31 protein-coding genes and 1 riboswitch are annotated in these 23806 nt (G+C 40.1%); of the genes, 26 read left to right on the top strand and 5 right to left on the bottom strand.

The genetic code is table 11. The features are described from left to right. Positions 1-15: 15 nt before the first annotated feature. From BS1321_RS00840 to BS1321_RS00775, 15 genes are all read left to right on the top strand, one after another. Positions 16-897, top strand: coding sequence for an acetaldehyde dehydrogenase (acetylating) (locus BS1321_RS00840; RefSeq protein ID WP_081112927.1), 882 nt, complete (start codon positions 16-18; stop codon positions 895-897). Positions 898-931: 34 nt separating this feature from the next. Next, complete coding sequence (dmpG, locus tag BS1321_RS00835) at positions 932-1951, top strand: 4-hydroxy-2-oxovalerate aldolase (protein ID WP_063233642.1); 1020 nt, start codon at positions 932-934, stop codon at positions 1949-1951. Beyond that, the gene (locus BS1321_RS00830; protein WP_063233532.1) at positions 1948-2721 is read left to right on the top strand and encodes a 2-keto-4-pentenoate hydratase; all 774 of its coding nucleotides are present in this window, start codon (positions 1948-1950) and stop codon (positions 2719-2721) included. The genes dmpG and BS1321_RS00830 overlap by 4 nt, the downstream gene beginning before the upstream one ends. A gap of 25 nt (positions 2722-2746) precedes the next feature. Continuing rightward, positions 2747-4108 (top strand): MFS transporter, encoded by a 1362-nt coding sequence (locus tag BS1321_RS00825; RefSeq protein WP_063233533.1) that lies wholly within the window; start codon positions 2747-2749, stop codon positions 4106-4108. Positions 4109-4436: 328 nt separating this feature from the next. After that, complete coding sequence (locus BS1321_RS27240) at positions 4437-4712, top strand: hotdog family protein (RefSeq protein ID WP_063233534.1); 276 nt, start codon at positions 4437-4439, stop codon at positions 4710-4712. Next, positions 4642-4902, top strand: a complete 261-nt coding sequence (locus BS1321_RS00820; RefSeq protein ID WP_328104228.1) for an SDR family NAD(P)-dependent oxidoreductase — start codon at positions 4642-4644, stop codon at positions 4900-4902. The genes BS1321_RS27240 and BS1321_RS00820 overlap by 71 nt, the downstream gene beginning before the upstream one ends. Positions 4903-5037: 135 nt before the next feature. Next, a riboswitch (TPP riboswitch) is annotated at positions 5038-5166 on the top strand. 134 nt (positions 5167-5300) lie between these two features. Beyond that, a complete protein-coding gene (tenA, locus tag BS1321_RS00815; RefSeq protein WP_063233535.1) occupies positions 5301-5984 on the top strand; it encodes a thiaminase II in 684 nt (227 codons plus the stop codon). A 14-nt stretch (positions 5985-5998) separates the two neighbouring features. Then, a complete protein-coding gene (locus BS1321_RS00810; RefSeq protein WP_063233536.1) occupies positions 5999-6583 on the top strand; it encodes an ECF transporter S component in 585 nt (194 codons plus the stop codon). A 12-nt stretch (positions 6584-6595) separates the two neighbouring features. Beyond that, entirely contained in the window at positions 6596-8053 is a 1458-nt protein-coding gene (locus BS1321_RS00805; RefSeq protein ID WP_063233537.1) for an ABC transporter ATP-binding protein, read from the top strand. 16 nt (positions 8054-8069) lie between these two features. Then, the gene (locus BS1321_RS00800; protein WP_063233538.1) at positions 8070-8846 is read left to right on the top strand and encodes an energy-coupling factor transporter transmembrane component T family protein; all 777 of its coding nucleotides are present in this window, start codon (positions 8070-8072) and stop codon (positions 8844-8846) included. 40 nt (positions 8847-8886) lie between these two features. Continuing rightward, positions 8887-9498 (top strand): thiamine phosphate synthase, encoded by a 612-nt coding sequence (locus BS1321_RS00795; RefSeq protein ID WP_063233539.1) that lies wholly within the window; start codon positions 8887-8889, stop codon positions 9496-9498. 1 nt (position 9499) lies between these two features. Next, entirely contained in the window at positions 9500-10624 is a 1125-nt protein-coding gene (thiO, locus tag BS1321_RS00790) for a glycine oxidase ThiO (RefSeq protein WP_063233540.1), read from the top strand. A gap of 14 nt (positions 10625-10638) precedes the next feature. After that, the gene (gene thiS / locus BS1321_RS00785) at positions 10639-10842 is read left to right on the top strand and encodes a sulfur carrier protein ThiS (protein ID WP_063233541.1); all 204 of its coding nucleotides are present in this window, start codon (positions 10639-10641) and stop codon (positions 10840-10842) included. A gap of 1 nt (position 10843) precedes the next feature. Continuing rightward, positions 10844-11611 (top strand): thiazole synthase, encoded by a 768-nt coding sequence (locus tag BS1321_RS00780; RefSeq protein WP_063233542.1) that lies wholly within the window; start codon positions 10844-10846, stop codon positions 11609-11611. Beyond that, entirely contained in the window at positions 11608-12627 is a 1020-nt protein-coding gene (locus BS1321_RS00775) for a thiazole biosynthesis adenylyltransferase ThiF (protein ID WP_063233543.1), read from the top strand. Before BS1321_RS00780 ends, BS1321_RS00775 begins: the two co-directional genes overlap by 4 nt. A 194-nt stretch (positions 12628-12821) precedes the next feature. Here BS1321_RS00775 and BS1321_RS00770 read toward each other — a convergent pair whose 3' ends face one another. After that, complete coding sequence (locus BS1321_RS00770; RefSeq protein ID WP_063233544.1) at positions 12822-12965, bottom strand: small acid-soluble spore protein P; 144 nt, start codon at positions 12963-12965, stop codon at positions 12822-12824. 114 nt (positions 12966-13079) lie between these two features. Between BS1321_RS00770 and BS1321_RS00765 the strand changes: the two genes are divergently transcribed. Beyond that, positions 13080-13343 carry a hypothetical protein gene (locus BS1321_RS00765; protein ID WP_063233545.1) on the top strand — a complete coding sequence of 88 codons (264 nt, stop codon included), beginning with the start codon at positions 13080-13082 and terminating at the stop codon, positions 13341-13343. Positions 13344-13506: 163 nt separating this feature from the next. Here BS1321_RS00765 and sspO read toward each other — a convergent pair whose 3' ends face one another. After that, complete coding sequence (sspO, locus tag BS1321_RS00760; RefSeq protein ID WP_034312428.1) at positions 13507-13659, bottom strand: small acid-soluble spore protein SspO; 153 nt, start codon at positions 13657-13659, stop codon at positions 13507-13509. Positions 13660-14044: 385 nt separating this feature from the next. Between sspO and acnA the strand changes: the two genes are divergently transcribed. From acnA to BS1321_RS00720, 7 genes are all read left to right on the top strand, one after another. Continuing rightward, positions 14045-16756: an aconitate hydratase AcnA gene (acnA, locus tag BS1321_RS00755; RefSeq protein ID WP_063233546.1), complete on the top strand. Its 2712-nt coding sequence runs from the start codon at positions 14045-14047 to the stop codon at positions 16754-16756. A 207-nt stretch (positions 16757-16963) separates the two neighbouring features. Continuing rightward, positions 16964-17497: a redoxin domain-containing protein gene (locus BS1321_RS00750; protein WP_063233547.1), complete on the top strand. Its 534-nt coding sequence runs from the start codon at positions 16964-16966 to the stop codon at positions 17495-17497. Between the two features lie 442 nt (positions 17498-17939). Further along, a complete protein-coding gene (locus BS1321_RS00740) occupies positions 17940-18068 on the top strand; it encodes an FbpB family small basic protein (RefSeq protein ID WP_081108788.1) in 129 nt (42 codons plus the stop codon). 140 nt (positions 18069-18208) lie between these two features. After that, positions 18209-18352, top strand: coding sequence for an acid-soluble spore protein N (locus BS1321_RS00735; protein ID WP_057275900.1), 144 nt, complete (start codon positions 18209-18211; stop codon positions 18350-18352). A gap of 58 nt (positions 18353-18410) precedes the next feature. Then, positions 18411-18656, top strand: coding sequence for a small acid-soluble spore protein Tlp (gene tlp, locus BS1321_RS00730; protein WP_063233549.1), 246 nt, complete (start codon positions 18411-18413; stop codon positions 18654-18656). A 158-nt stretch (positions 18657-18814) separates the two neighbouring features. Next, positions 18815-19246, top strand: coding sequence for an acyl-CoA thioesterase (locus BS1321_RS00725; protein ID WP_063233550.1), 432 nt, complete (start codon positions 18815-18817; stop codon positions 19244-19246). A gap of 25 nt (positions 19247-19271) precedes the next feature. Beyond that, complete coding sequence (locus BS1321_RS00720) at positions 19272-19565, top strand: hypothetical protein (RefSeq protein ID WP_063233551.1); 294 nt, start codon at positions 19272-19274, stop codon at positions 19563-19565. A 38-nt stretch (positions 19566-19603) separates the two neighbouring features. Here the strand turns inward: BS1321_RS00720 and BS1321_RS00715 are convergent, their stop codons facing one another. After that, positions 19604-19900, bottom strand: a complete 297-nt coding sequence (locus BS1321_RS00715; protein ID WP_063233552.1) for a HesB/YadR/YfhF family protein — start codon at positions 19898-19900, stop codon at positions 19604-19606. Between the two features lie 90 nt (positions 19901-19990). On the opposite strand from BS1321_RS00715, the gene BS1321_RS00710 reads away from it, so the two are divergent. Next, complete coding sequence (locus tag BS1321_RS00710; protein ID WP_063233553.1) at positions 19991-20479, top strand: NUDIX hydrolase; 489 nt, start codon at positions 19991-19993, stop codon at positions 20477-20479. Between the two features lie 184 nt (positions 20480-20663). Then, positions 20664-21008, top strand: coding sequence for a PadR family transcriptional regulator (locus BS1321_RS00705; protein WP_230160709.1), 345 nt, complete (start codon positions 20664-20666; stop codon positions 21006-21008). 16 nt (positions 21009-21024) lie between these two features. Here BS1321_RS00705 and BS1321_RS00700 read toward each other — a convergent pair whose 3' ends face one another. Then, positions 21025-21174 carry a YycC family protein gene (locus BS1321_RS00700; RefSeq protein WP_069981711.1) on the bottom strand — a complete coding sequence of 50 codons (150 nt, stop codon included), beginning with the start codon at positions 21172-21174 and terminating at the stop codon, positions 21025-21027. 326 nt (positions 21175-21500) lie between these two features. Between BS1321_RS00700 and BS1321_RS28550 the strand changes: the two genes are divergently transcribed. After that, positions 21501-22799, top strand: coding sequence for a globin-coupled sensor protein (locus tag BS1321_RS28550; RefSeq protein WP_063233554.1), 1299 nt, complete (start codon positions 21501-21503; stop codon positions 22797-22799). A gap of 56 nt (positions 22800-22855) precedes the next feature. Here BS1321_RS28550 and plsY read toward each other — a convergent pair whose 3' ends face one another. Further along, positions 22856-23443 carry a glycerol-3-phosphate 1-O-acyltransferase PlsY gene (gene plsY / locus BS1321_RS00690; protein ID WP_063233555.1) on the bottom strand — a complete coding sequence of 196 codons (588 nt, stop codon included), beginning with the start codon at positions 23441-23443 and terminating at the stop codon, positions 22856-22858. Between the last annotated feature and the right edge of the window lie 363 nt (positions 23444-23806).

Raw genomic sequence — 23806 nt, 5'->3', positions numbered from 1 at the left:
AGGAGCCCAGCTACCTTGAAAAAACTAAAAGTAGGCATTATTGGATCAGGGAATATCGGCACGGACTTAATGATGAAAATTCATCGGTCGGATGTTCTCGAAATGTCGGTAATGATTGGTATCGACACGGAATCAGAGGGTTTGAAGAAGGCTAGGATGCACGGACATCATGTCATAGCAAATGGCATGGATGGATTTTTGGAAAGGCCGGCGCTTGCAGACATTTTATTCGATGCAACATCTGCGAAGGCACATGTTTTTCACTGCGAAGCCTTGAAAAAGATGAACAAGAAGTTGATAGACTTGACTCCTGCCGCGATCGGACCGTTTATCGTTCCTTCCGTGAATTTAAAAGAAAATTTGAATGAAGCGGTTGTTAACATGATTACATGCGGCGGTCAGGCGACAATCCCCATCGTTCATGCGATCAGTCAAGTGGCCCAGGTCGAATATGCCGAAATAATAGCCACAATTTCCAGCAGGAGTGCCGGTCCCGGAACCCGGGCTAATATTGATGAGTTCACCCAAACGACGGCAAGGGCCCTGGAACAGGTAGGTGGAGCGAAAAAGGGGAAGGCTATCATTCTGCTGAATCCTGCCGAACCGCCACTCATCATGAGGGATACCATTCATTGTCTGCTTCAATCGGATTCTTTTGATGTGAAAGCAATAACAACGTCCATAAATAAGATGGCGGAAAAAGTTTCTGAATATGTTCCAGGGTACCGCCTGAAGACAGAGCCGATATTTGATGGGAAACAAATAACAGTCCTTCTGGAAGTGAAAGGGTTAGGGGATTTTCTTCCCGTATATGCAGGTAATTTGGATATAATGACGGCTTCAGCTGTAAAAGTAGGGGAAGAGATCGCTAAAAGCCAATTCGAACATTATGTTTGAAAAAGGTAATCGGAACTGTAAAGGTGGGGTTCATTTGCGTAAAGATGTATTGGTGACTGAAGTTGCATTGCGGGATGGGAGCCATGTAGTGGCGCATCAATTCACCGTCGATCAAGTAAAGAACATGACTGGGAAACTTAGTGCTGCTGGTGTCCCTTATATTGAAGTGTCGCATGGAGATGGTCTGGGCGGATCATCCTTACAATATGGTTTTTCAAAAGTGAATGATATTGAATTGGTGGAAGCCGCTGTTGAAGCTGCAGGCCAATCGGTTATATCAGTACTTTTAATCCCTGGTATAGGGACAATCGACCAATTAAGAGAAGCCGCTCTCGTTGGGGCGAAAATGGCGCGGATTGCAACCCACGTAACGGAAGCGGATGTCTCAAAGCAACATCTGGAAGCTGCGAAACATCTCGGTATGGAAGCAATCGGGTTTTTAATGATGTCTCACATGGCATCACCGGAAAAACTTCTTGAACAAGCCATTTTAATGGAATCCTATGGAGCGGATGCTGTGTATGTTGTTGATTCAGCAGGATCATTTTTGCCCCAAGATGTGAAGACGCGGATCCGGTTATTAAGATCAAATCTGAATATCGATATTGGTTTTCATGCTCACAATAACCTATCGCTCGCTGTGGCAAATTCACTTATGGCAATTGAAGAAGGGGCGAATAGAATCGATGGCAGCATCCGCTGTCTCGGTGCAGGTGCTGGTAATACCCAGACGGAAGTGCTTGTTGCCGTTCTGGATAGGATGGGTATCCGTACCGAAATTGACTTATATAAAATGCTAGATCTTTCGGAGGAAGTTGGAAATACAATCATGCCCAAGCCCCAGGAAATAACAGACTCGAGTTTAATCATGGGTTATAGTGGCGTGTACTCCAGCTTCTTATTACATGCAAATAAAGCGGCGAAAAAGTATGGAGTTAACGCCCGGGATATTTTGATGGAGCTGGGTCGACAAAAAGTGGTTGGTGGTCAGGAAGATACCATAATTGAAGTAGCTGAGCAAATGGCGTTTCAGAAAGAAGGGACTTTAAGATGAAACTAGATCAACTAGCAAAACGGGTAGCCGAATCACAAAAAAATGGTCGTGAAATGGATAAGCTTACATTATCCAATCCTGAACTAACAGTAAATCAAGCATATGAAATTCAGAAGTTGAGCATAAATGAGACGATCACTGGTGATAACAGATTCATCGGGTGGAAGATGGGCTTGACCAGCAAAGCCAAACAACAGCAAGTAGGGGTAGAAGAAGCGATCTATGGCAGGTTGACATCTGCAATGGAACTAACAAAACCAGTATTAAAAGTTGGGGAATTCATTCATCCGAGAGTGGAACCCGAATTTGCTTTTTTGTTCAAGGACGAACTGAAAGGTGCAAATATAACGGCAAAAGATGTCTGGCCGGCTGTAGAATGTGTATTTCTAGCATTAGAAGTTATTGACAGCCGTTATAAAAATTTTTCTTTTACACTTACCGATGTAGTAGCGGATAACGCATCCTCAGCCAAAATCCTGCTTAGCAATCAAGCTTATTCTCCATATCACACGGACTGGGCTCAAGCAGAAGTTAAGCTTTATCAAAATGGTGAAATGCAAAAGAGGGGTCTTGGTGAAGCTGTACTCGATCATCCGATTCATTCGATAGTGGAACTTGTAAAAATGATTAGCCGTGAAGGACTTTCCATTCAGGCAGGAATGATTGTTTTAGTAGGCGGAATTACTGATGCCGTTTCCATACAGGCAAACGATGAAATAATAGCAGATTACGGTGAACTAGGGAAACTGACATTACATGTTATATCGTGAAATATTGCAAAGAGGAGGGAATTAATTGCGTGAAGTTAATGCTTCGGAAGTGGTAGGTAATAGTAAATTTGGCCGTTTTCATATAATGGTCTTTATGTGGTGTTTGTTTGCAATTACCTTCGATGGATTTGATATAGCCATGTACGGAGTAGGTTTGCCTCTGATGATGGAGGAATGGAACTTGACGCCAGTCGAAGCTGGCGGAATAGCAAGTTATTCATTGTTCGGAATGATGGTAGGAGCCCTCATTTTTGCACCTCTGGCGGATAAAATAGGGCGAAAAAAAGTGCTTGCCATTTGTATATGTATATTCAGTGTTTTTACATTACTTTCAAGTTTTGCCCCGAATCCTGCCTTTTTCTCGGTTATGCGATTTATAGCAGCCTTGGGAATGGGAGGATTAATGCCAAACGTTATCTCCTTAATGGCGGAATACTCACCCAAAAAGAATAAGGTTCTCATTGTGACCACGATGTACTGTGGTTATTCTATCGGAAGCATACTTGCTTCATTAATTGGAATGTATGTGATGGAACAAATGAGTTGGAGGGTTTTGTATTGGATAGGGGCGCTTCCCTTACTGGCACTGCCATTCTTCATGAAGCAATTTCCTGAATCGCTTTCCTATTATGTTATTCGAAAACAAGGAGCAAAGCTTGCTGGAATTCTGAATCGCATTGATCCAGACGGCGACTATAAAGAGTCGGACGATTATGAGTTTGCCAAAGTCCAAGAAAGGGCAAAGGGCTTTCCAGTCAAGAAACTCTTTGAAAATAAGCGTACTCTTAGCACATTTGCGTTTTGGGTAGCTGCCTTTAATTGCTTACTTATGGTATATGGACTCAATACATGGTTACCCAAAATCATGCAGCAGTCCGGATACGGCCTTTCATCCAGTTTATCTTTCAATCTTATATCGGGAATAGGACAAATTGGCGGATCGATAATTGGAGGATACTTAGTTGGGAAAATAGGCCATAGAAGAGTACTTGTATCCCTCTGTGCCATAGGTACGGTCTGTTTTGTAATATTAGGATTGACCTCAAATGTCGTAGCATTATATATTCTGATCGCTTTTGGAGGTGCCTGTACAGTTGGCACGATGAATTTGGCCAATACGTATATATCCGAGTATTATCCGCGGGAGATAAGGTCCACCGGGATAGGTTGGGCCTTGGCTTTTGGTAGAATTGGAGCGATTGTTGCCCCAACATTAATAGGATTATTGCTGGCTGCAAACTATTCACCACAAAATGCATTCATGGCCTTCACAGTTCCGAGCATAATGGCTGCCTTGGCGTTACTCGTTGTGAAAGAGAGGTATGGCAGCTATGATAAACCACAGATTGAGGAAAAAATAAAACTAAAAGCAACATCGAATGTATAATATTGTTCTTTAGTAGATTGCCTATATGTCAGCGGACGGTCATGCAGACTATTCCCTGACATATAGGCAATTTTTTAGTAAATAAAAGAATTCACGAGTAAACATGCTGAATTCACGAGTAAAACGGCTAAACTCACGAGTAAAGCAGCTGAATTCACTAGTAAACTGGCGAAACTCGAGAGTAAACTGGCCGATCTCACGAGTAAAGCAGCTAAATTCACTAGTAAAACAATTAATGAACTCCCATTTTATAGTATTTGATTGGAAAGTTATGTATAGTTAGTAATATATTAAAATTGAATATTCTAAAAAAACAAGGAGCGGTGTTATGAGTTTAACAATCAATGATTTGTTCATCGGACAGGTTGCTAGTATGCAAAGGACATTTAATGAATCTGACGTAAAATTATGTAATGAATTAACAAAAGATTACAGTCCGATTTATCAAGTGAATAAAGAAGCATGGAAAAGTAATTTCAGCAAGCCGATTGTACCTGGTTTGTTAACGGAAGGCCTTATCACTCAAGTGATCAGTGAAAAACTCCCTGGTAGTGCGTTGTATACTTTTACAAAACATCAATTGTATTGCGCCAGGTCCTGCTGATACGCCCCTATTTCAAGAAATAGGCTCTTATAATGAAGGTATAGCAGGCGCCTTGGAAAAAGCGATTCCATTCCGCCGGCTAGCACAACCAGAGGATATTGCCAGTGCTGTTGCCTATTTCGTTTCGGAAGATGCAGGGTATATTACGGGGCAAACTCTTTCCGTAAATGGTGGATTAACAATGGTTTAAGCGATCATGGTAAGGTGGTAATGCAAGATTGAAAGGCTAGTAAACCTAAAGCATTAGGTCGAAAACTTTTTCTAATACGTTTGACAATTGGATTTATCGTGTTAATATAAAGGCAAATGAAATTTAATATACAATTTGTACCACTAGGGGTGCTTTATAGGTAAAAGTTGATTTTGCCGCAGAAGCTGAGATTAGAGTAAGACTTTAAGACCCTTAGAACCTGATCTGGTTTATACCAGCGTAGGGAAGTGGGGTCTGGAACAATACGTTTCTGTATTATTTCAAGTACAACCACTTTCTTTACGTTTAAGAAAGTGGTTTTTTGTTTGCAAAAAAAGGGGTGATAAAAGTTTTTTTCCGTAACATTCATTGAAAAATAGAATTTGGAGGTAATGGGCATGAAGTTTTCAGAGGAAATTCGTCAGGAAGTTGATCACATTTGGGAAGCTAGTTTTAATCACCCGTTTGTTGCAGGTATAGGAGATGGCACATTGCCATTGGAGTGTTTTCGTTTTTATGTCATGCAAGATGCCTATTATTTATCTCATTTTGCTAGAGTTCAAGCCTTAGGGGCAGTCAAAGCTACAGATTTACATACAACAAGCAGGCTTGCCGGCCATGCACAAGGAACATATGAAGCGGAGTTGAAGCTTCATGAGAATTTTTCTGAGAGATTAGGCATCACAAAAGAAGAAAGGGAAAATTTCAAACCTGCCCCGACCGCTTATGCCTATACTTCCCATATGTATCGTGCGGCTTATTCGGGACATTTAGGAGATGTTATTGCAGCTATCTTGCCGTGTTACTGGCTCTATTATGAAATAGGTGAAAAGCTGCAAGGGTGCTTACCCGATGAGCCGATTTATCAAGAATGGATAGCGGCTTACGGAGGAGAGTGGTTCCGCACTTTGGTGGAAGAACAAATTGCGAGGCTTGATGAGATTGCTGAAAAAGTAACAGACGAAGATAAGGAGAGAATGAAAGAGCATTTTATCCTTAGCAGCCAATATGAATACTCATTTTGGGAAATGGCTTATCGTTTAGAGACATGGCCTGTGCATAAGGAAACACTAGAAGTATAAAGGAGAATGAAACAATGAAAAAAGGATTGAAATTAACGGATATATTAGTCACGATCGTGATTGCGGTAGCATTTGGAATCGTTTATATCCTTTGGGGTTCGATTTATTATTCCGTTAAACCATTAGGATTACATCTGGATCAACTTATTTATGGAATGTGGTTTATAGCTGGCCCCGTCGCCTTTTTAATTTTACGGAAACCAGGTGTGGCACTTTTGGCAGAGATAGCTGCAGCTTCCGGAGAATTCTTTCTAGGTTCACCATGGGGGCTGACCGTATTGTTATATGGGGTGGTCCAAGGTTTGTTCGCGGAACTGGTGTTCATGGCGTTCAAATATAAAAAATTCAATTTGTCGGTGGCCGTTTTAGCTGCGATAGCTTCCTGCCTGGCATCAGTCATCATGGATTTTGCTTATGGGGAAATAGGTGCTCTCTCTCTTTGGAATTTATCGTTATTCATGATAGCGAGGTTTGTGGGTTCCATATTCTTTGCAGGTGTGACTGCCTATTATTTAGTTAAAGTACTGGAAGCAACAGGAGTAACTAATCTTGTTCGTCCGGTTTCAAGTAAAGATTATGCAGAACTGGATCAAAAGTAGAGGTTGAAGGCCATGGAGCGAATCGTTTCTGTTGAGAAGTTAAGAATGAAATTTCCCGGTGATGAATCTTTGATATTCAAGGACCTATCCATATCGTTTGATAAAGGAGAAAAAGTGCTATTGTTGGGACCATCAGGATGTGGTAAGTCCACTCTTTTGCAAGTGTTAAGCGGATTGATTCCGAATTCCTTCGAAGTCCCGATGAAAGCGGAGGAATTGAAATGCCCTTCTTCATGGGGATATGTTTTTCAAGACCCTGATAGTCAGTTTTGCATGCCATTTGCCGATGAGGAAATTGCCTTCGTCCTTGAGAATCTTTCCGTCCCTAAAGAAGAAATGAAAGAGAAGATCCAAAATCATATCCGTAATGTAGGATTGAACCTAGGTCATACAAGTATAGAAACATTATCAGGCGGGATGAAACAGCGTCTAGCAATCGCTTCAGTATTAGCCCTTGAACCAGAAGTACTATTTTTAGATGAACCAACTGCCATGCTTGATCCGGAAGGGACAAAAGCAATCTGGGACTTGTTGAAGGAAGTCGGACGAGACAAAACGGTTATTATCGTCGAGCATAAAATTGACCATGTTTTAGAATTCATTGAACGAATCGTGCTTTTTAACGGTGAAGGTCAAATCATAGCTGATGGTGCAAGAGACACCATTCTTTCACTATATAAAAATGAAATGAAAGAACATGGAATTTGGTTCCCTGGTGTTTGGGATGAATATATACATGAGAATGCACCCATTCGGGAACACCAATTTACAGATGGTTTACCCCTTATGCATGTGCAAGGATTTAGCGGTTTTCGGAATAAAGAGGAAAAAATCAAGGTTGAAGAGCTGAAGGTCCATTCAGGGGAATGGATTGTAATAAGGGGAGAAAATGGCGCGGGGAAGAGTACACTTTTGCATGCACTGATGCAGTTCATAAAAACGAATGGTAAGTATGAATTAATGGGGACCCCCATTAAAAGGGTGAAAAATCCAACGGATCATATGACGTTTGTCTTTCAAAATCCTGAGTTTCAGTTCGTTGCAAATACTGTATATGAAGAGATTGCTTATTCATTGCGAATTGACAAAAGGCCGCAACAAGAAATAGATGAAAGAGTCCGCTCATTGCTTAAAGTGTTCCGCCTGGAGGCACATCGGGATAAACATCCATTTCAATTATCAATGGGTCAAAAGCGTCGCTTAAGCGTAGCCGCCTCAATCGTAATAGAAAAAAAAATCATTCTCCTGGATGAGCCAACCTTTGGCCAAGATTCGAAAAATACCTTTGCATTACTGGAATGGTTTGAGGAATATCGAAGGCGCGGAATAACAGTGATCATGGTAACTCATGACGATCATATTTCAAAAAACTTTGCAACCAGGATCTGGACGGTTAAGGACGGAAACGTAATAAGTGATGAAAACATCGAGCAAGCCGGATTTTTGGAGACCAAAGTTTTATCACTATAAAAGGAGTGTCATGTAGATGAATGTTTCAAATGCAGAAACATGGCTCCATAGAATTAATCCAAGCCTTAAACTTGGTGTACTGATTGTATTATGCATCGTGGCGTTATTCATTCATGACCTGAATTATATGATGAATATCACTATTGGCGTATTACTTTTATTTTTGTTTTTTACCGGGCATTCGATAAAACGCATCTTACTTTTGTCGATTCCCTTTTGCTTCATTTTTATATCGACCTCTTCCGCAATGATTTTATTCGGGCAAGGTGAGACGCTTTGGTTTGAGTGGGGCCTAATATCGATTACGGAGGAAAGTTTCATGAGGGGATTACTGGTAGGCTTTCGAGCTTTGTTCTTTGCGGCCCTTGGTTTAACTTTTTCCTTAACGACTAGACCAGTGAACTTGTTTTATTCCTTAATGCAGCAAGTAAAGCTTAAACCGAAATATGCCTATAGTTTCATGGCGGCATTAAGGCTGATTCCCATCATGATGGAGGAGTTCCAAACGATACGAAACGCGATGAAGGTACGCGGTTTCGAAAGGGGAAAAGGGATAAGATCGGTATATTTTAAAATGAAAGCCTATTCCATCCCATTGTTATCCGGAAGCATCAGACGTGCTCACCGAATCGCGGTTGCGATGGAGGCAAAGCGATTTACAGACACTCGGGATCGAACATACTATTATGAATTTGGTTTTTCTAAAATGGACCATGGTTTCATTCTGTATTTTATCATCCTGCTGTTGGCCGGCTTTTATCTATCGATTCAATTCCCGTTAGTATCTATTTGATTTTATGAGATTGTAACTTTACTAGTTAGGGGTTCTTAGTATGAATGCACATGAATTGCATATTATTTCTACTGGGAAACAGCCAATTGAAAAGTTTGTGGAAATTGCTTCAAACATTCAGGAATATGTTGATTTCTTTTATCTAAGGGAAAAGCATATGAGTGCATCGGAACTCTATCAAGCAGTGACCCTATTACATGATAAAAAGATTCCGCTTTCTAAGATCATCATTAATGACCGGGTGGATGTAGCCTGGGTACACAAAGTATTTGGTGTGCAATTGGCTTTTCATAGTTTAGAAGCGGGAGTCGTAAAAGGAGCTTTTCCAGGGATGAATGTTGGCTGTTCGATCCATTCCATGGATGAAGCGAAAACCGCATTCAGCAAAGGAGCCAATTACGCGATTTATGGACATGTTTTTGAAACGGATTCAAAAATCGGCCTTCCTCCTAAGGGAGTTGAGGAGCTTCATGCAATTACAAGAAATGTCAATCTTCCGATAATTGCGATAGGCGGAATAACACCTTTCAATTGCCAAGTCGTGCTGGATGCGGGGGCACGTGGAATTGCCGTCATGTCAGGTGTGCTTGAAGCTGAAAATCCGATTAGAGCTGTTAAAGAATATTCGAAGTCTTTGGGAAAGGAGACATAAGATGAATTCCATATATGATGCAATCATTGTTGGGGGAGGAGTAATAGGTGGATCCATTGCTTTTCAATTAGCCAAACGAGGTAAAAAGGTCCTTTTGTTGGAAAAAGATAGACTTGCCAGTAAAGCATCCAGTGCTGCAGCCGGGATGTTAGGGGCTCAAGCCGAGTTAGATGCTGATAACCCGCTTTTTACATTGGCAAGCCGAAGCAGGGGGATGTTTCCTGCACTGTCGGAAGAATTAAAAGACATAAGTGGAATAGACATCGAATTAGTGAACAAGGGCATGTTTAAGGTGGCGCTAACGAATGATCAGGTAGCCGAGCTGAAGAACAAGATCAGAGTCCAGCAAGATGCGGGACTTGAGGCTGAATGGCTATCCACTTCCGAAATAAGGAAAACGGAACCGCTTCTATCGGATGAGATTATGGGAGCCATGTTCATTCCGAAGGATGGACAAGTTTCAGCCACTAGGCTTTCGCTCGCTTTTACTGAATCTGCAGCTGCCCTTGGTGTAGATATAAAGGAATTTGTTCATGTCTCCGATTTAGTTACGGAAAACGGATGTATAACGGGAGTGGTCACGAACATTGGTGGATTTTCAAGTGAAAATGTCATCGTAGCAGGTGGGGCATGGAGTGCTTTCCTCCTTGAAAAATCAGGGATGAAACTCGACAGTTATCCTGTAAAGGGAGAGTGCTTTTCCGTCCTGACCGATCGTCCATTGCTTGAAAAGACAATCTTCTCACATGGCTGCTATCTTGTGCCCAAAGTTGGCGGAAGAATCATTGTCGGGGCAACGGTTAAAGCGAACACTTTCGATCAAAAGGTAAGTCTTGACGGGATTTCTACGTTAATAGAAAAGGCAACGCAATTGCTACCGGCGATTAAAGGAACCGAATTGGAAAAGACATGGGCAGGTATACGCCCCCAAACTGGGGACGGCTTGCCGTACTTTGGTGAACATCCAGCATGCAAAGGACTTTTCGTTGCAACGGGGCACTTCAGGAATGGTATCCTGCTTTCACCAATTACAGGTGTACTTATAGCGGATATTGTAGAAAGGAAGACAGATCCCGAATGGTCCGCTTTTCGATTGGATCGTTCGATACATACCCTTTTTTCTTAATGGAGGTGGATGAATTGGAATTGATTATTAACGGGGAAAAAATACGGATTCCTGCTGATGAATCAACAGTTACAGGGCTTTTGCAACACTTTAATTTACATCAAAAAGTAGTGATTGTTGAATTGAATGATGAAATATTAGCAAAAGAAAGTCTAAGTGAAACACTTTTGTCAAATGGAGACAAGGTAGAGATTGTACATTTTGTAGGAGGCGGATGATATGTTAAAGATTGGTTCTTATGAATTTTCTTCAAGATTATTATTAGGTACTGGAAAATATCCAAACTTCGATGTTCAAAAGCAATCAGTGGAGGTTTCGGAGACGGAAATATTAACATTTGCGGTCCGGAGAATGAACATTTTTGAAGCCAGTCAGCCCAATTTTTTAGAAAAGCTTGATTTGAAAAAATACACACTCCTTCCCAATACAGCAGGAGCTAAAACAGCCAAAGAAGCAGTGCGCATAGCCCATCTTGCAAAGGCATCTGGCTTATGTGACATGATTAAGGTAGAAGTCATTGGCTGTCAAAAAACACTGCTGCCTGATCCGATTGAAACATTGAAAGCTGCTGAAGAATTAGTGAAACTGGGATTCACCGTATTACCCTATACTTCGGATGATGTGTTGCTCGCTAAACGCCTGGAAGAAGTGGGGTGCCATGCAATAATGCCTGGAGCTTCACCAATTGGCTCTGGTCAAGGCATTATAAACCCACTGAACTTACGATTCATCATGGAACAATCAGAGGTTCCAGTAATTGTTGATGCAGGGATTGGAACGCCCTCTGATGCGGCAATCGCCATGGAATTAGGGGCGGATGGCGTATTGCTTAACACTGCTGTTTCCGGAGCAAAAGACCCCGTCAAAATGGCGAAAGCAATGAAACTTGCCATTGAGGCAGGTCGATTAGGGTATGAAGCAGGAAGAATCGAAAAAAATGATTACGCGATAGCAAGCAGCCCAGTTGAAGGATTGAGCATTGGATGAATGAACGTTATTCACGTCAAGAACTTTTTGGCCCTATAGGGGAAGAAGGGCAATTGAAAATTCGCAAAAAACATGTTTTGGTGATTGGAGCGGGTGCTCTTGGTACGGGAAGTGCGGAAGGCCTTGTACGAGCAGGAATTGGGAAACTCACCATTGTGGACAGAGATTATGTAGAGTGGAGCAACCTTCAAAGACAACAGCTTTATTGTGAAGAAGATGCACTAAAAAGAATACCGAAAGCAGTAGCAGCTAAGAATCGTTTGAATGCGCTAAATTCGGACGTTATCGTAAAATCGCATGTGGCGGATGTTTCGGTTGATGAACTGGCGAGGCTTGTTGAAGGCGTGGATTTAATATTGGATGCCACTGATAACTTCGATACCAGGATGCTTATTAATGATACTGCGCAAAAATATAACATACCCTGGATTTATGGGGCCTGTGTTGGGAGTTATGGGATAAGTTACACGGTGATCCCAGAGGTGACACCATGTTTGAATTGTTTGCTGGAAACGGTTCCAATGGGAGGATTGACATGTGATACGGCGGGAATCATCAGCCCTGCTGTTCAAACGGTCGTTGCCCATCAAATGGCGGAAGCATTAAAAATCCTTGTAGAAGATTATGAATCACTAAGAAACAAAATCGTTTCATTTGATCTTTGGAAAAATGAACATTCATCCATAAATGTAGCTCAATTAAAAAAAGATACTTGTTTGTCATGTGGGTCAAATCGAACGTATCCCCACCTCTCCTATTCAAATCGAACAAAGACAGCCGTTTTGTGCGGAAGGGATTCTGTCCAGATTCGGCCAGCGTGGAATCTTGAAAGAGACTTAGCGGAACTCGAAAACAATCTTCTCGCACAAGGTGGTAAGATTGTTAGGAATCCTTATTTACTTTCATTTACTATCGGAACCCATCGGTTGGTCGTTTTTAAAGATGGGCGGGCGTTGATTCATGGAACAAAAGATATTGCAGAAGCAAAAACGTTATATCATCGTTATTTTGGCTGAACTGTATTGAAAAAGGGAATGGCACGGACTTGAAACGTTTAAACCCGTGAAAGGCTGCCAAAAAATATGCCCATATAATAGGAAGGTATCGAATATCCTTCATGTGACTTATTTGCTTCACAAATATAAAACGAAAGCGGTGTCTGCCTTTTCAGGGCGGCACCGCTTTGTTATGGAACGATTATTTAAGCAGCTTACATATCATGACTGCTATTATGCTTCTGACGGGTGTGCTGTCTGTTTTTCACCTTATGAGAACCGCTTAACGGTGCAGGTTGACCTGGGTTATTTCCTTTAGGAGCATTTTTTCGAATATCTTTACCATCGTTTTTGTTCATGTGCTATCCCTCCTATCTCTTAAGATAATCAGTCCGAGAAATTTTATTCACATACATATATTTGCAAACCTCGTACATGCTATTGATGGACACTAATTAAGGAGCTGAACCCAAATGCAGGATAAACAAGATAAGCGAAGGACTTTCCAGGAAGCCCAGCAAAGTTATCAACAGGTATTTGATGTATACTCATCCATTGAGAAGAACGCACCGAATTACGGAACAGAATTGAAACATGTGAAGCAGGAAGTGAACGAGGCCTATCAGCAAATACAGTCTGCTTTAATCACCGCTTCCGAACATCAGAAAGAACAATTGAAAAAATTCGAACAGGATATTCAGGCAATCGTCAATGAGGTCAATTCAGAGGACTATTGAGTGACAGTTCTATCGTCGTTAATTCATGCGCTTTACTCGTGAGTTTTTGCGCGTTTTACTTGTGCGTTTCCTGATTTTTAGAATGGAATAGGCTTTTTGAAAAATGCAGTACAACTGCCATTTCAAAAAGCCTATCCTATTTAACGCCTAGAAATGAGGGAAATCATTGGTTTTTCTTTCTTTTTTTATTATTTTGCCTTTGCATTTCGGATAATGGCGGTTCATTTCCCAGTTCATCATTGTATCCAGCTCCATTACCTTGCGCTTTTGCAGCATTCATACCTGGTATAACATGATTTGCCTTTTGTTTTGTCATTTCGACACCTCCACCCATAGAATGCGATAATGTCGAATGATTATGTATGAAGTTCTAATATGTTTTGCTGGAATAATTTATCAGGACACAAATAGGGGGATTTTCAATAAAATGCATATCATCAAGGCTTCCTAAATGCACTTTAATATGTGGGGGATTTTTTTCTATAAGAGAAACTTATCAAAAACAATAACTTTCTTGTTATTTACTTATACTCATTTCTATATTAGTATTAAGTTGAAGGAAGAGTTAGGGTGGGAGAAGAGAGAGAAAATTCGACAAACTAACTTTTTTACTTATATCTATGGTAAACATGGTTTCAGTGAACCAGGTTTTACTTTTATGTGCAGAATACGTTCTGACAGTTTAATAGGGGGTAATATTCATGACGAAAAATGACGTATACCAAGCGCGTAAGTCCTTTGAAATTGAAGGGGAACGCTACAACTACTACAGCCTAGACGCTATTGAAAAAGCAGGGGACGGCCAAGTATCTCGCCTTCCATATTCCATTAAAGTTTTACTTGAAGCGGTACTTCGCCAAGTAGACGGAAGAGTAATCACAAAAGAACATGTTGCGAACCTTGCTAAATGGGGAACAAGCGAGCAACAAGATATAGATGTTCCTTTCAAGCCATCTCGTGTTATCCTACAAGATTTCACTGGTGTTCCAGTTGTTGTTGATTTAGCTTCTCTACGTAATGCATTCGCTGCACTTGGTGGAGATCCTGATAAAATCAACCCGGAAATCCCGGTTGACCTTGTAATTGACCACTCTGTACAAGTTGATAAAGCAGGTACTATTGATTCCCTTGATGCCAATATGGATCTTGAATTCGAACGTAATGCAGAGCGTTACCAGTTCCTAAGCTGGGCTCAAAAATCATTCAATAACTACCGTGCGGTTCCACCAGCAACTGGTATCGTTCACCAAGTTAACCTTGAGTACCTTGCGAACGTAGTGCATGCAGTTGAAACTCCAAACGGCGATTTTGAAGTATTCCCTGACTCTGTTTTTGGTACAGATTCACATACTACAATGATCAACGGTATTGGTGTTCTTGGTTGGGGTGTCGGCGGTATCGAAGCAGAAGCAGGCATGCTTGGACAGCCTTCTTACTTCCCAGTTCCAAAAGTGGTTGGTGTTAAACTAACTGGCCAACTTCCTAAAGGTACAACAGCTACTGACCTTGCATTGAAAGTAACACAAGTTCTTCGTGCACACGGCGTAGTTGGTAAATTTGTTGAGTTCTACGGCCCAGGAGTAGGATACCTTCCACTTGCTGACCGTGCAACAATCGCTAACATGGCTCCTGAATACGGTGCTACAGTTGGTTTCTTCCCTGTTGATGCAGAAGCGATCGATTACATGCGCTTAACAGGCCGTGATGAAAAACAAATTAAAGTGGTTGAATCTTACTGCAAAGAAAATGGATTGTTCTACTCTCCTGAAAACGAAGATCCAGCATACAATGATGTTGTGGAAATCGACCTTTCAGCAATTGAACCAAACCTTTCAGGCCCTAAACGCCCGCAAGATTTGATTCCACTTTCTCAAATGAAACAATCTTTCCATGATGCTATCAATGCACCAATGGGTAACCAAGGTTTCGGCATGGACAATTCTGAATTGGATAAAGAAGTGACTGTTAAATTTGCCGATGGTAAAGAAACGGTAATGAAAACAGGTGCGATCGCAATTGCTGCAATCACAAGCTGTACAAATACTTCTAACCCATACGTAATGCTTGGGGCAGGTCTTATTGCTAAAAAAGCAGTTGAAAAAGGCTTGACTGTTCCTGATTATGTAAAAACATCATTGGCACCAGGTTCTAAAGTTGTTACTGGTTACCTTCGTGATGCAGGTCTTCAACCATTCCTTGATCAATTAGGATTCAACGTAGTTGGTTACGGTTGTACAACATGTATCGGTAACTCAGGTCCATTAGCGGACGAAATCGAAGCAGCAGTTGCTGAAGCAGATCTTCTAGTAACTTCAGTACTTTCTGGTAACCGTAACTTTGAAGGTCGTATTCATCCACTAGTGAAAGCAAACTATCTTGCTTCTCCAACTTTGGTTGTTGCATATGCACTTGCTGGTACTGTGGACTTCGATCTTAACAATGATTCACTTGGTAAAGACAAAGATGGTAACGATGTATATCTTGCTGATATCTGGCCATCACAAGAAGAAGTTAACGCTGCTGTTAAAGCAACAGTTACACCAGAATTATTCCGTAAAGAATATGAAACAGTATTCAACGATAACAAACGTTGGAATGAAATCCAAACAAGTAACGAAGCAATTTACGCTTTCGATTCTAAATCAACATATATTCAAAATCCTCCATTCTTTGAAGGATTATCACCAGAACCAGGTTCAGTTAACCCACTTTCTGGCTTGCGCGTAGTAGGTAAATTCGGTGACTCAGTAACAACTGACCACATTTCTCCTGCAGGTGCAATCGGTAAAGATACACCAGCTGGTATCTATCTTCGTGAAAACGGTGTGAAACCGCGTGACTTTAACTCTTACGGTTCTCGTCGTGGTAACCATGAAGCAATGATGCGTGGAACATTCGCAAACATTCGTATCCGTAACCAAGTTGCTCCAGGTACAGAAGGTGGTTACACTACTTACTGGCCAACAGGCGATGTAATGGCTATCTATGATGCTTGTATGAAATACAAAGCTGATGGAACAGGTCTTGCAGTCATCGCTGGTAAAGACTATGGTATGGGAAGCTCTCGTGACTGGGCTGCAAAAGGTACTAACCTTCTTGGCATCAAAACAGTCATCGCTGAAAGCTTTGAACGTATTCACCGTTCTAACCTTGCATTAATGGGTGTTCTTCCACTTCAATTCAAAGAAGGCGAAAACGCTGAAACGCTTGGATTGACTGGTAAAGAAGCGATTGCAGTTAAAATCGACGAAACAGTTAAACCGCGTGATATCGTAACAGTTACAGCTACTGATGAAGCTGGAAACGTAAAAGAATTTGATGTACTTGTTCGTTTCGATTCCGAAATCGAAATCGACTACTACCGTCACGGTGGTATCCTTCAAATGGTATTACGTAATAAATTAAAAGGCTAATTTCAGCTTTTAGGAAGCGGTAAACCTACTTGTCAGGTTTACCGCTTTTTTTTGTGTCAAGTTTATGAAACAAAGTGATATCATGATATGATTTAAAGGAAATACACTTTTCCGGAGGTCCTTTTATTGTTAAGATGGAATAGGGAAGTTGTTCTATTTCTGGAAATGGACTAATATTTTTATTGTAATGGGACTAGGGGGACGAGTATGCTTAAAAAAATTATTGCTTCGGTGGCCTTACTGTCACTTATTACAGTAGCGATCGTGCAGGCTATGGATAATGAATCAAAGGAAAATGACGAAAAAGATGCTTTGGGAGGATTGAAAATTGGAGCTAAAGCACCGAATTTCTCCCTGAAAACTTTGGATGGGAAACAAGTTGAATTATCTGATTATAAGGGTAAAAAGGTAATGCTGAATTTTTGGGCAACGTGGTGTCCGCCTTGCAAGAAGGAAATGCCGGATATGGAGAAATATACACAGCAAGCGGGTGATGATGTCGTCGTACTTGCTGTCAATATTGACCCGGAAAATGATGTACAATCCTTTGTAGACGATAATGGAATTACTTTTACCATTCCGCTGGACAGTCAAAGTGCAAAAAATCCAGTGAATGAGCGCTACAAGATTCTTAGCATACCAACAACTTACTTCATCGACAAAGAAGGCATTATCAGGAATAAGGTAATTTCAGCCATGCAACTAAAAGATATGGAACGAAATATAAATAGTATGCAGTAGGGGAACCTTTATGAATTTCCATCAGTATTGACGAAATTAGCGACACTCCTGCCGAATAACTGGCTAGTCAAGACTCCGGAGACGCTTGCGGCGAGGAGGCTTGGCAGACAGTCGGCGGAAAGGGAGCGGATTTCAGGACAAAACTGTAGGTAAATTGACTTTTCTCAGAAATTTGACTACAGTCTGGCGGAACCTTTATGAGGTTCCGTTTTATTATTTGTTAACAAAGTTGTCAAAATTTAATGTAAAAATCAAAAAATTTAAAAAATTATGGTTAATGTTCATGAAAATAGGGTTAAAGTATAGAGAGTGGAGAAATGTAATTTTATCAGGTTAAAAATCTGATAATTATGACAATTTTAGGGATGGACACCATATAGTCATAATTTTACGTTAATTTGGCAATACTGAATAGTATATTAAAAATAAGTAGGTGAAAAGGATGAAAAAAAGAAAAAGGACATTTGAAGAATTAATTAAAGAAAACAAAAAGGAATTATTGATGGACGTTAAACAAATGGAAAGACTTGAGGAACGTCTTGAAAAAAAACATATGCAAAAGGCTGAATAGGTTTTGCAAAAGTTTTTTTCAAAAGAGCCAGTGCCATGAAGGTCCCTTCAAAGCGCTGGCTCTTTTTTCATGACTTTTTCAAAAACTGGCATTCATGAATTTCGTCTTTTATATCCATGATAAGAGGAGGAGGCGATAAAATGGGTAATCCAAAAAAAGATTCCAAACACTTTAGACCGAGCCATCTAGGGACACAACCAATAGCAGCGGGTGGCAATAACGGGAAGAAAATGCAGGACAAATCAGGGAAACATCCTCAAGTCATTCAAACTAAAGGTGAGTAATCAAGGGTAAAGTAATCGTAATAATATTATGTAAACAAAATAACATGAGGTGAAATTAATGGGCTCATATAAACACAATCAGGATAACCGTTTGGATAATGTTGAAAAAATTCAGGATGCGATTCAAAATACAGAAGAAAACATAATCGCGGCAAATGAAACGTTGTCATTCTCTTCAGGGGAGGAAAAAGAGGCAATTAAGGCCAAAAATGACCGAAGAAGAAAGAGCATTGATGGAATGAAGGAAGAAATGCAAGATGAGCAAGAAGCACGGGAAAGCGGTTATAGTAACGATAATATTTAACCAACAAGGTAAAGGGGAGAAAGAGGCAAGAAACTCTTTCTCCTCTTTTATTTAAGGTTCATGGCAGGGAAGCAGTCAATTAAGACAGTCTAAATGAAATTTGCACAATTGTTATGGTAAAATGTTTATTGCAATAGAAATGAAAGTGGGGAAACAAAATGTTCATAGCTGAAAATGAAATTGAAGTGCGGTATGCAGAGACAGATCAAATGGGAGTTGTATACCATGCGAATTATTTTATATGGATGGAACTAGGCAGGACAAAATTGATAAATGATTTAGGATTTTATTATGCTGATATGGAAGCGGATGGCATCCTTTCACCTGTTATGGATATTCAGGCTTCGTATAAAACCCCTGTTAGATATGGTGATAAGGTAAAAGTTAAAACCTGGATTGAAAAATATGACGGCTTACGAGTCGTTTATGGGTATGAAATCGTTAATGGAAAAAATGAAGTGGCTGCTACAGGTTATTCTTCCCATGTTTGCGTTAAAAAGGAGAGCTTCCGCCCGATATCCATTAAGCGCATGTATCCTGAATGGCATGAGGCCTATGAGAAAAATAAAAAGCATGATGAATTGGTTTAATTACAATCATTGAGGTGAATAAGAAATGGCTTTTGGGATTAAACGGGTAGATGTAGTAGCCTGGAAGCAGAAAATCGATCAAGGCCAAATAGCTTTTTTAACTCATTATTGGCTGGATGACCGATTTCCTGGTTGCAAGACGGTTACAAAAGTGGGGTGTAATGATTTACGGCGTTTATCGGAGTGGGGTAAGAAATACGGGCTGAAAAAAGAGTGGATTCATCATAGAAAGGATGGCTATTCTCATTTCGATCTTTTAGGGGATAAGCAAGCGGAAATTCTTAGGGCGGAAGATATTAAAGAGCGCCTGCTCGATTGAACAAGAAAAAACAGCAGTTTACACCGCTGCTGCATGGGTCAAGCACTCTTTTCGTAGTGAAATTCAGGTTCAGTCAGTTTTTCATTAAAAGTAATAAGTAAATCGTGACCATCAAAGTACCATAAATCCTTTTCTTCTACATAAAAATTTATCTCATTCATAGTGGTTACGACTGCTGCAGTTTCAGGTTCTTCTGGCATGATACCTAGTGAAAAGCCGCTTTGGACGGTACTATGCCCGCCATATCTTACGTAAAAGCGCAAATGAGTGCCTTCTTGAAGCCCCAGCTCATCAATATACCACTTAGCTGCTTGATCGGAAATGGTCAGTTTCATACTAATTCTCCTTCCTAGAGGTTCGTTATTTAAGTATAAAGTAATTATGAAGTAGATGCGAATAATGTGCGTTTAAGAAAGGAAACAACCATGGATATTATATATAATATTTGTTTCATAACTCGAAAAAGATTCAACGAAAATGAAGTGTTGATGCTATTTCGCCAAAAGAATCCCAATAGGCATAAATGGAATGGTATAGGCGGGAAAATAGAACAAGGTGAAACCATCGATGAATCGATGGAACGCGAAATTCTTGAAGAAACTGGATTGAAGGTAAAGGGGATGGCCTTTCGAGGGATTGTGACATGGAATCAAACGGGTGGAATGTATGTTTACCGAGCTGAAGAGGCAGGTGGCGGGCTATCAGCCTGTGATGAAGGGGAACTTGCCTGGAAGCCATATCAATGGGTTATGGAGGCAAATGAAGTTGTGTCCAACATAAAGTATTATCTAAAAGATATATTACAGGATGAACCACCACTAGAATTTGCCTTTACATATGAAAATGAACATTTAATATCAGTCAAAAAGAAGCCGTTGCCTGATTTTGCAAAAGAATTGACTTTCACCAATTGAAAACCGCCCATGTGCGGTTTTTTTGCCTATTTTGATTTCTAAGCTAAATATTACAAAGTGATAGAAGAATATTCGGAATATTTGTATATTTTATGGGGTAAGCAAGATTCTGAAAAATAATATATTGTGATGATAAAACGAAATGCCATCTAATTAATTTCCTTATAAAGAGGGGGCTGCTGATTTGCGGAAAACGGAGCTGTTAAAAGGTAGTACGGAAATGGTGTTGCTTTCATTATTGGCTCAAAAGGATATGTATGGGTATGAGATGATCGAACAGCTCAAACAGTTAAGTGATGGTTATTTACATTATAAAGAAGGCATGTTATATCCAGCTTTAAAAAGGCTGGAAGAGAAAGAGTATTTAAATAGTTACTGGCAGGATTCCATAGAAGGACCGAAAAGGAAATATTATTATGCGACGAAAGTGGGTATTGCTCAGTTTCAAGATCAATGGGAAGAATGGAACGCCTTTCAAGAAGTAATCCGTAAGGTCGTTTCGCACACATATGAGCACACACAAAAATAGCTGCAGATTCCTGCAGCTATTTTGTATTTTCTTTTTCTTTTGCTTCAGCCTCGGCAAGCTTTCTCAGCAAGACGGGGGTTGGCATATGCATGATTTGCTCTAAAGGCAAGTTTAGAGACTTGGATAACTTTAATGCGGTTTCCGGTGATATTTGCAATGGCTTCATGGCACTTTCTCCTATCGATATTTAATAGCTAGTTCCAGTGTAGCCTCTGTTCTCCAATTATTCAATCCTTACTTGACCATTTCTCCATTAGACGAAATCCATAATTTTCTTTTGATTGGAAGTTAATGTAGACATACTCTAGTGCCTTTTACCTTGACAAAAGAATTAAAATGAGGCCAAAATAAAAATATGAGTAGTCTGAAAGGATCATTTTTTATATTAGATCTTATTTATTTTAAATTAAGTGGATATAAAGAATCATATCGGATTGGTGGTAAATCTTGGGTTAGCTTTAACGTTAATTACAAAATTAGGGGGAGTGGGATATGGGGATTTTCATAAAAGGAAGGCCGGAAAAAGCAATCTGGTTTCAAAAAGCTAAAGTAACAGATGGCATATTGGACGTAAGCAGTGAACAGGTGAAACTTCAGGTGAATATCATCGATTTAACCGAATTCGATTTAAAGCTGATCCATGCTTTTAGAGAGGCAATCGAACCCCAGGTTGAGAGAGTTGTTGATACCTTTTATCAAACGATTCTGCAGGTACCTGAATTGAAAGGGATAATCACGGAGCACAGCACAGTGGGAAAATTGAGGAAAACGTTAATTACTCATATGCTATCTTTATTCAATGGTGTGATTGACGATGATTTTGTTGAATTGCGGACGAAGGTGGCGAAGACCCATTATCGAATTGGATTACAGCCCCGGTGGTATTCATCCGGTTTTCAAAATGTACAGAATTACATGCAAAGAATTGTCTTTGAACAAAGCAGAAATGAAGAAGAGCAGATGGCATTAATATCAGCGATAGGAAAAATACTCAATCTCGAACAGCAGTTAGTCCTTGAGGCATATGAAGTGGAAAATTTAAAAGCTAGGGAAAATCATTATAAGGAAATAAAAGAGGAAGTGAGAAGGAAAATCTCGTTAGTTAGTGAAGAAGTCCTGAATTTAAGTGAAGAAACGGAGGCTTCCGTTAAGCAATTGATAGTAAACGGGCAATATGTCAAAACGCAGATCGCAACGCGCGCTGAACTATCACTTCGTTCAAAAACATTGGCTGAAGAGGGGCAGAATCGTATGCAGATCTTAACGGAAAAGATACAAAACCTTGTTATTTTCATGAAAAATGTTGATGAAAAGATCGTTTTATTAAACCAATCCTTCTTAAGCATTACCGAGTTTGTTAAGCTTGTACAAGGAATAGCCGACCAGACAAATTTACTATCATTGAACTCAGCCATCGAGGCTGCACGTGCAGGTGAACATGGTAATGGATTTGCAGTTGTTTCGAATGAGGTCAGGAAACTTGCTGAACAGACTAAAAAGTCGATAGCTGAAATAGATGCAATCGTGCAAACATCAAATGAATATATGAAAGATGTTGTTGATTCTGTCCTAAGGGTCAAGGAAGTGGTTCAAGCAGGCGAGAAAGAATCGGAGTTAACAGAAAATTCCTTTAATGAAATAATCGGAGTTATCAAAGGGAATATAACGGATTCTACAGAAATGGAAATGACTATTCAAGGATTAGTGTCAATCATCCAGGAAATCGGAAACGCTACTGAAAAGGTTTCGAGGCATGCAGGTATCCTGAATAACACGGCAAATGAATTGTAGAATGGAAAATAGGCCCATGCATACGGGCCTATTTTCACTTGGATATGCGCATGTTCTTACAACCACTTTACCTTCGGTTCAGTTTTATCGATAATCCGCTTAATGTTTGCGCGATGCCGGTAAAAAATGAAGATCGTTATTATACTGATTACAATAATGAGCGGCGGGTCATCAATATGAAAAACTAAACTGTATATGAGAGCAAGCAGACAAGCAATCATGGATGAAAGCGAGACATATTTGGATATGTATAAGGATATAAAGAAAATGATGACGGCAAAGACAAAAAACCATGGTTCATAAGCAAGAATGACACCAGCAGAAGTTGCCACCGCTTTTCCGCCCCGAAAGTTTGCAAAAATGGGAAACATATGACCGACTACCGCAATAACTCCGGCTAGCAATAAATGCATGTCCACGCCTAGCATATACGGCAGAAAAGTTGCTAGGGTACCCTTAAGTATATCCATGATAGTAACGGTTAGACCTGCCTTGACACCAAGTGTCCTGAAGGTATTTGTCCCGCCCAGATTTTTACTGCCATGCTCCCGAATGTCGATTTTGTAAAAGGTTTTACCAATTATTAAACCGGAAGGAATCGAACCGATCAGGTAGGCAGCCAGTATAGTGATAAATGTAAGCATTCTATTACCCTTTCTTTAAAGAAAAATCTTCTTTTTTTAACACGTTTTAGGGACGATTATTCCCTTTTTCAAAAATAAACGAGTAGAAATAGCTTAAAACAGCCTTAAAATACCTGTTAAGCTTCTCTTATTGTAACATTTTCGTGACAAAATGGTACGGCTGTCCAAAAAAAAATCCACTGAAAAAATGAATTTTCCTTGATGAACTTACATCTTTTGATATACGTTAAGTTCATAGAGGATAAAAGGTTTAGGCTTCCTTATTTTCGTAAATATAAAAATGAAGGATGCCTCCTTGTATAAATTGTTACAATACGTGGTAGTCTGTATGAACATAAAGGCAGTTAAGTGAGTCATGTCTTT

The organism is Peribacillus simplex NBRC 15720 = DSM 1321 (genome assembly GCF_002243645.1).
GTDB lineage: Bacteria > Bacillota > Bacilli > Bacillales > DSM-1321 > Peribacillus > Peribacillus simplex.
Note: the sequence above shows the minus strand (reverse complement) of the source record. Positions and strands in the feature narration are given on the sequence as shown.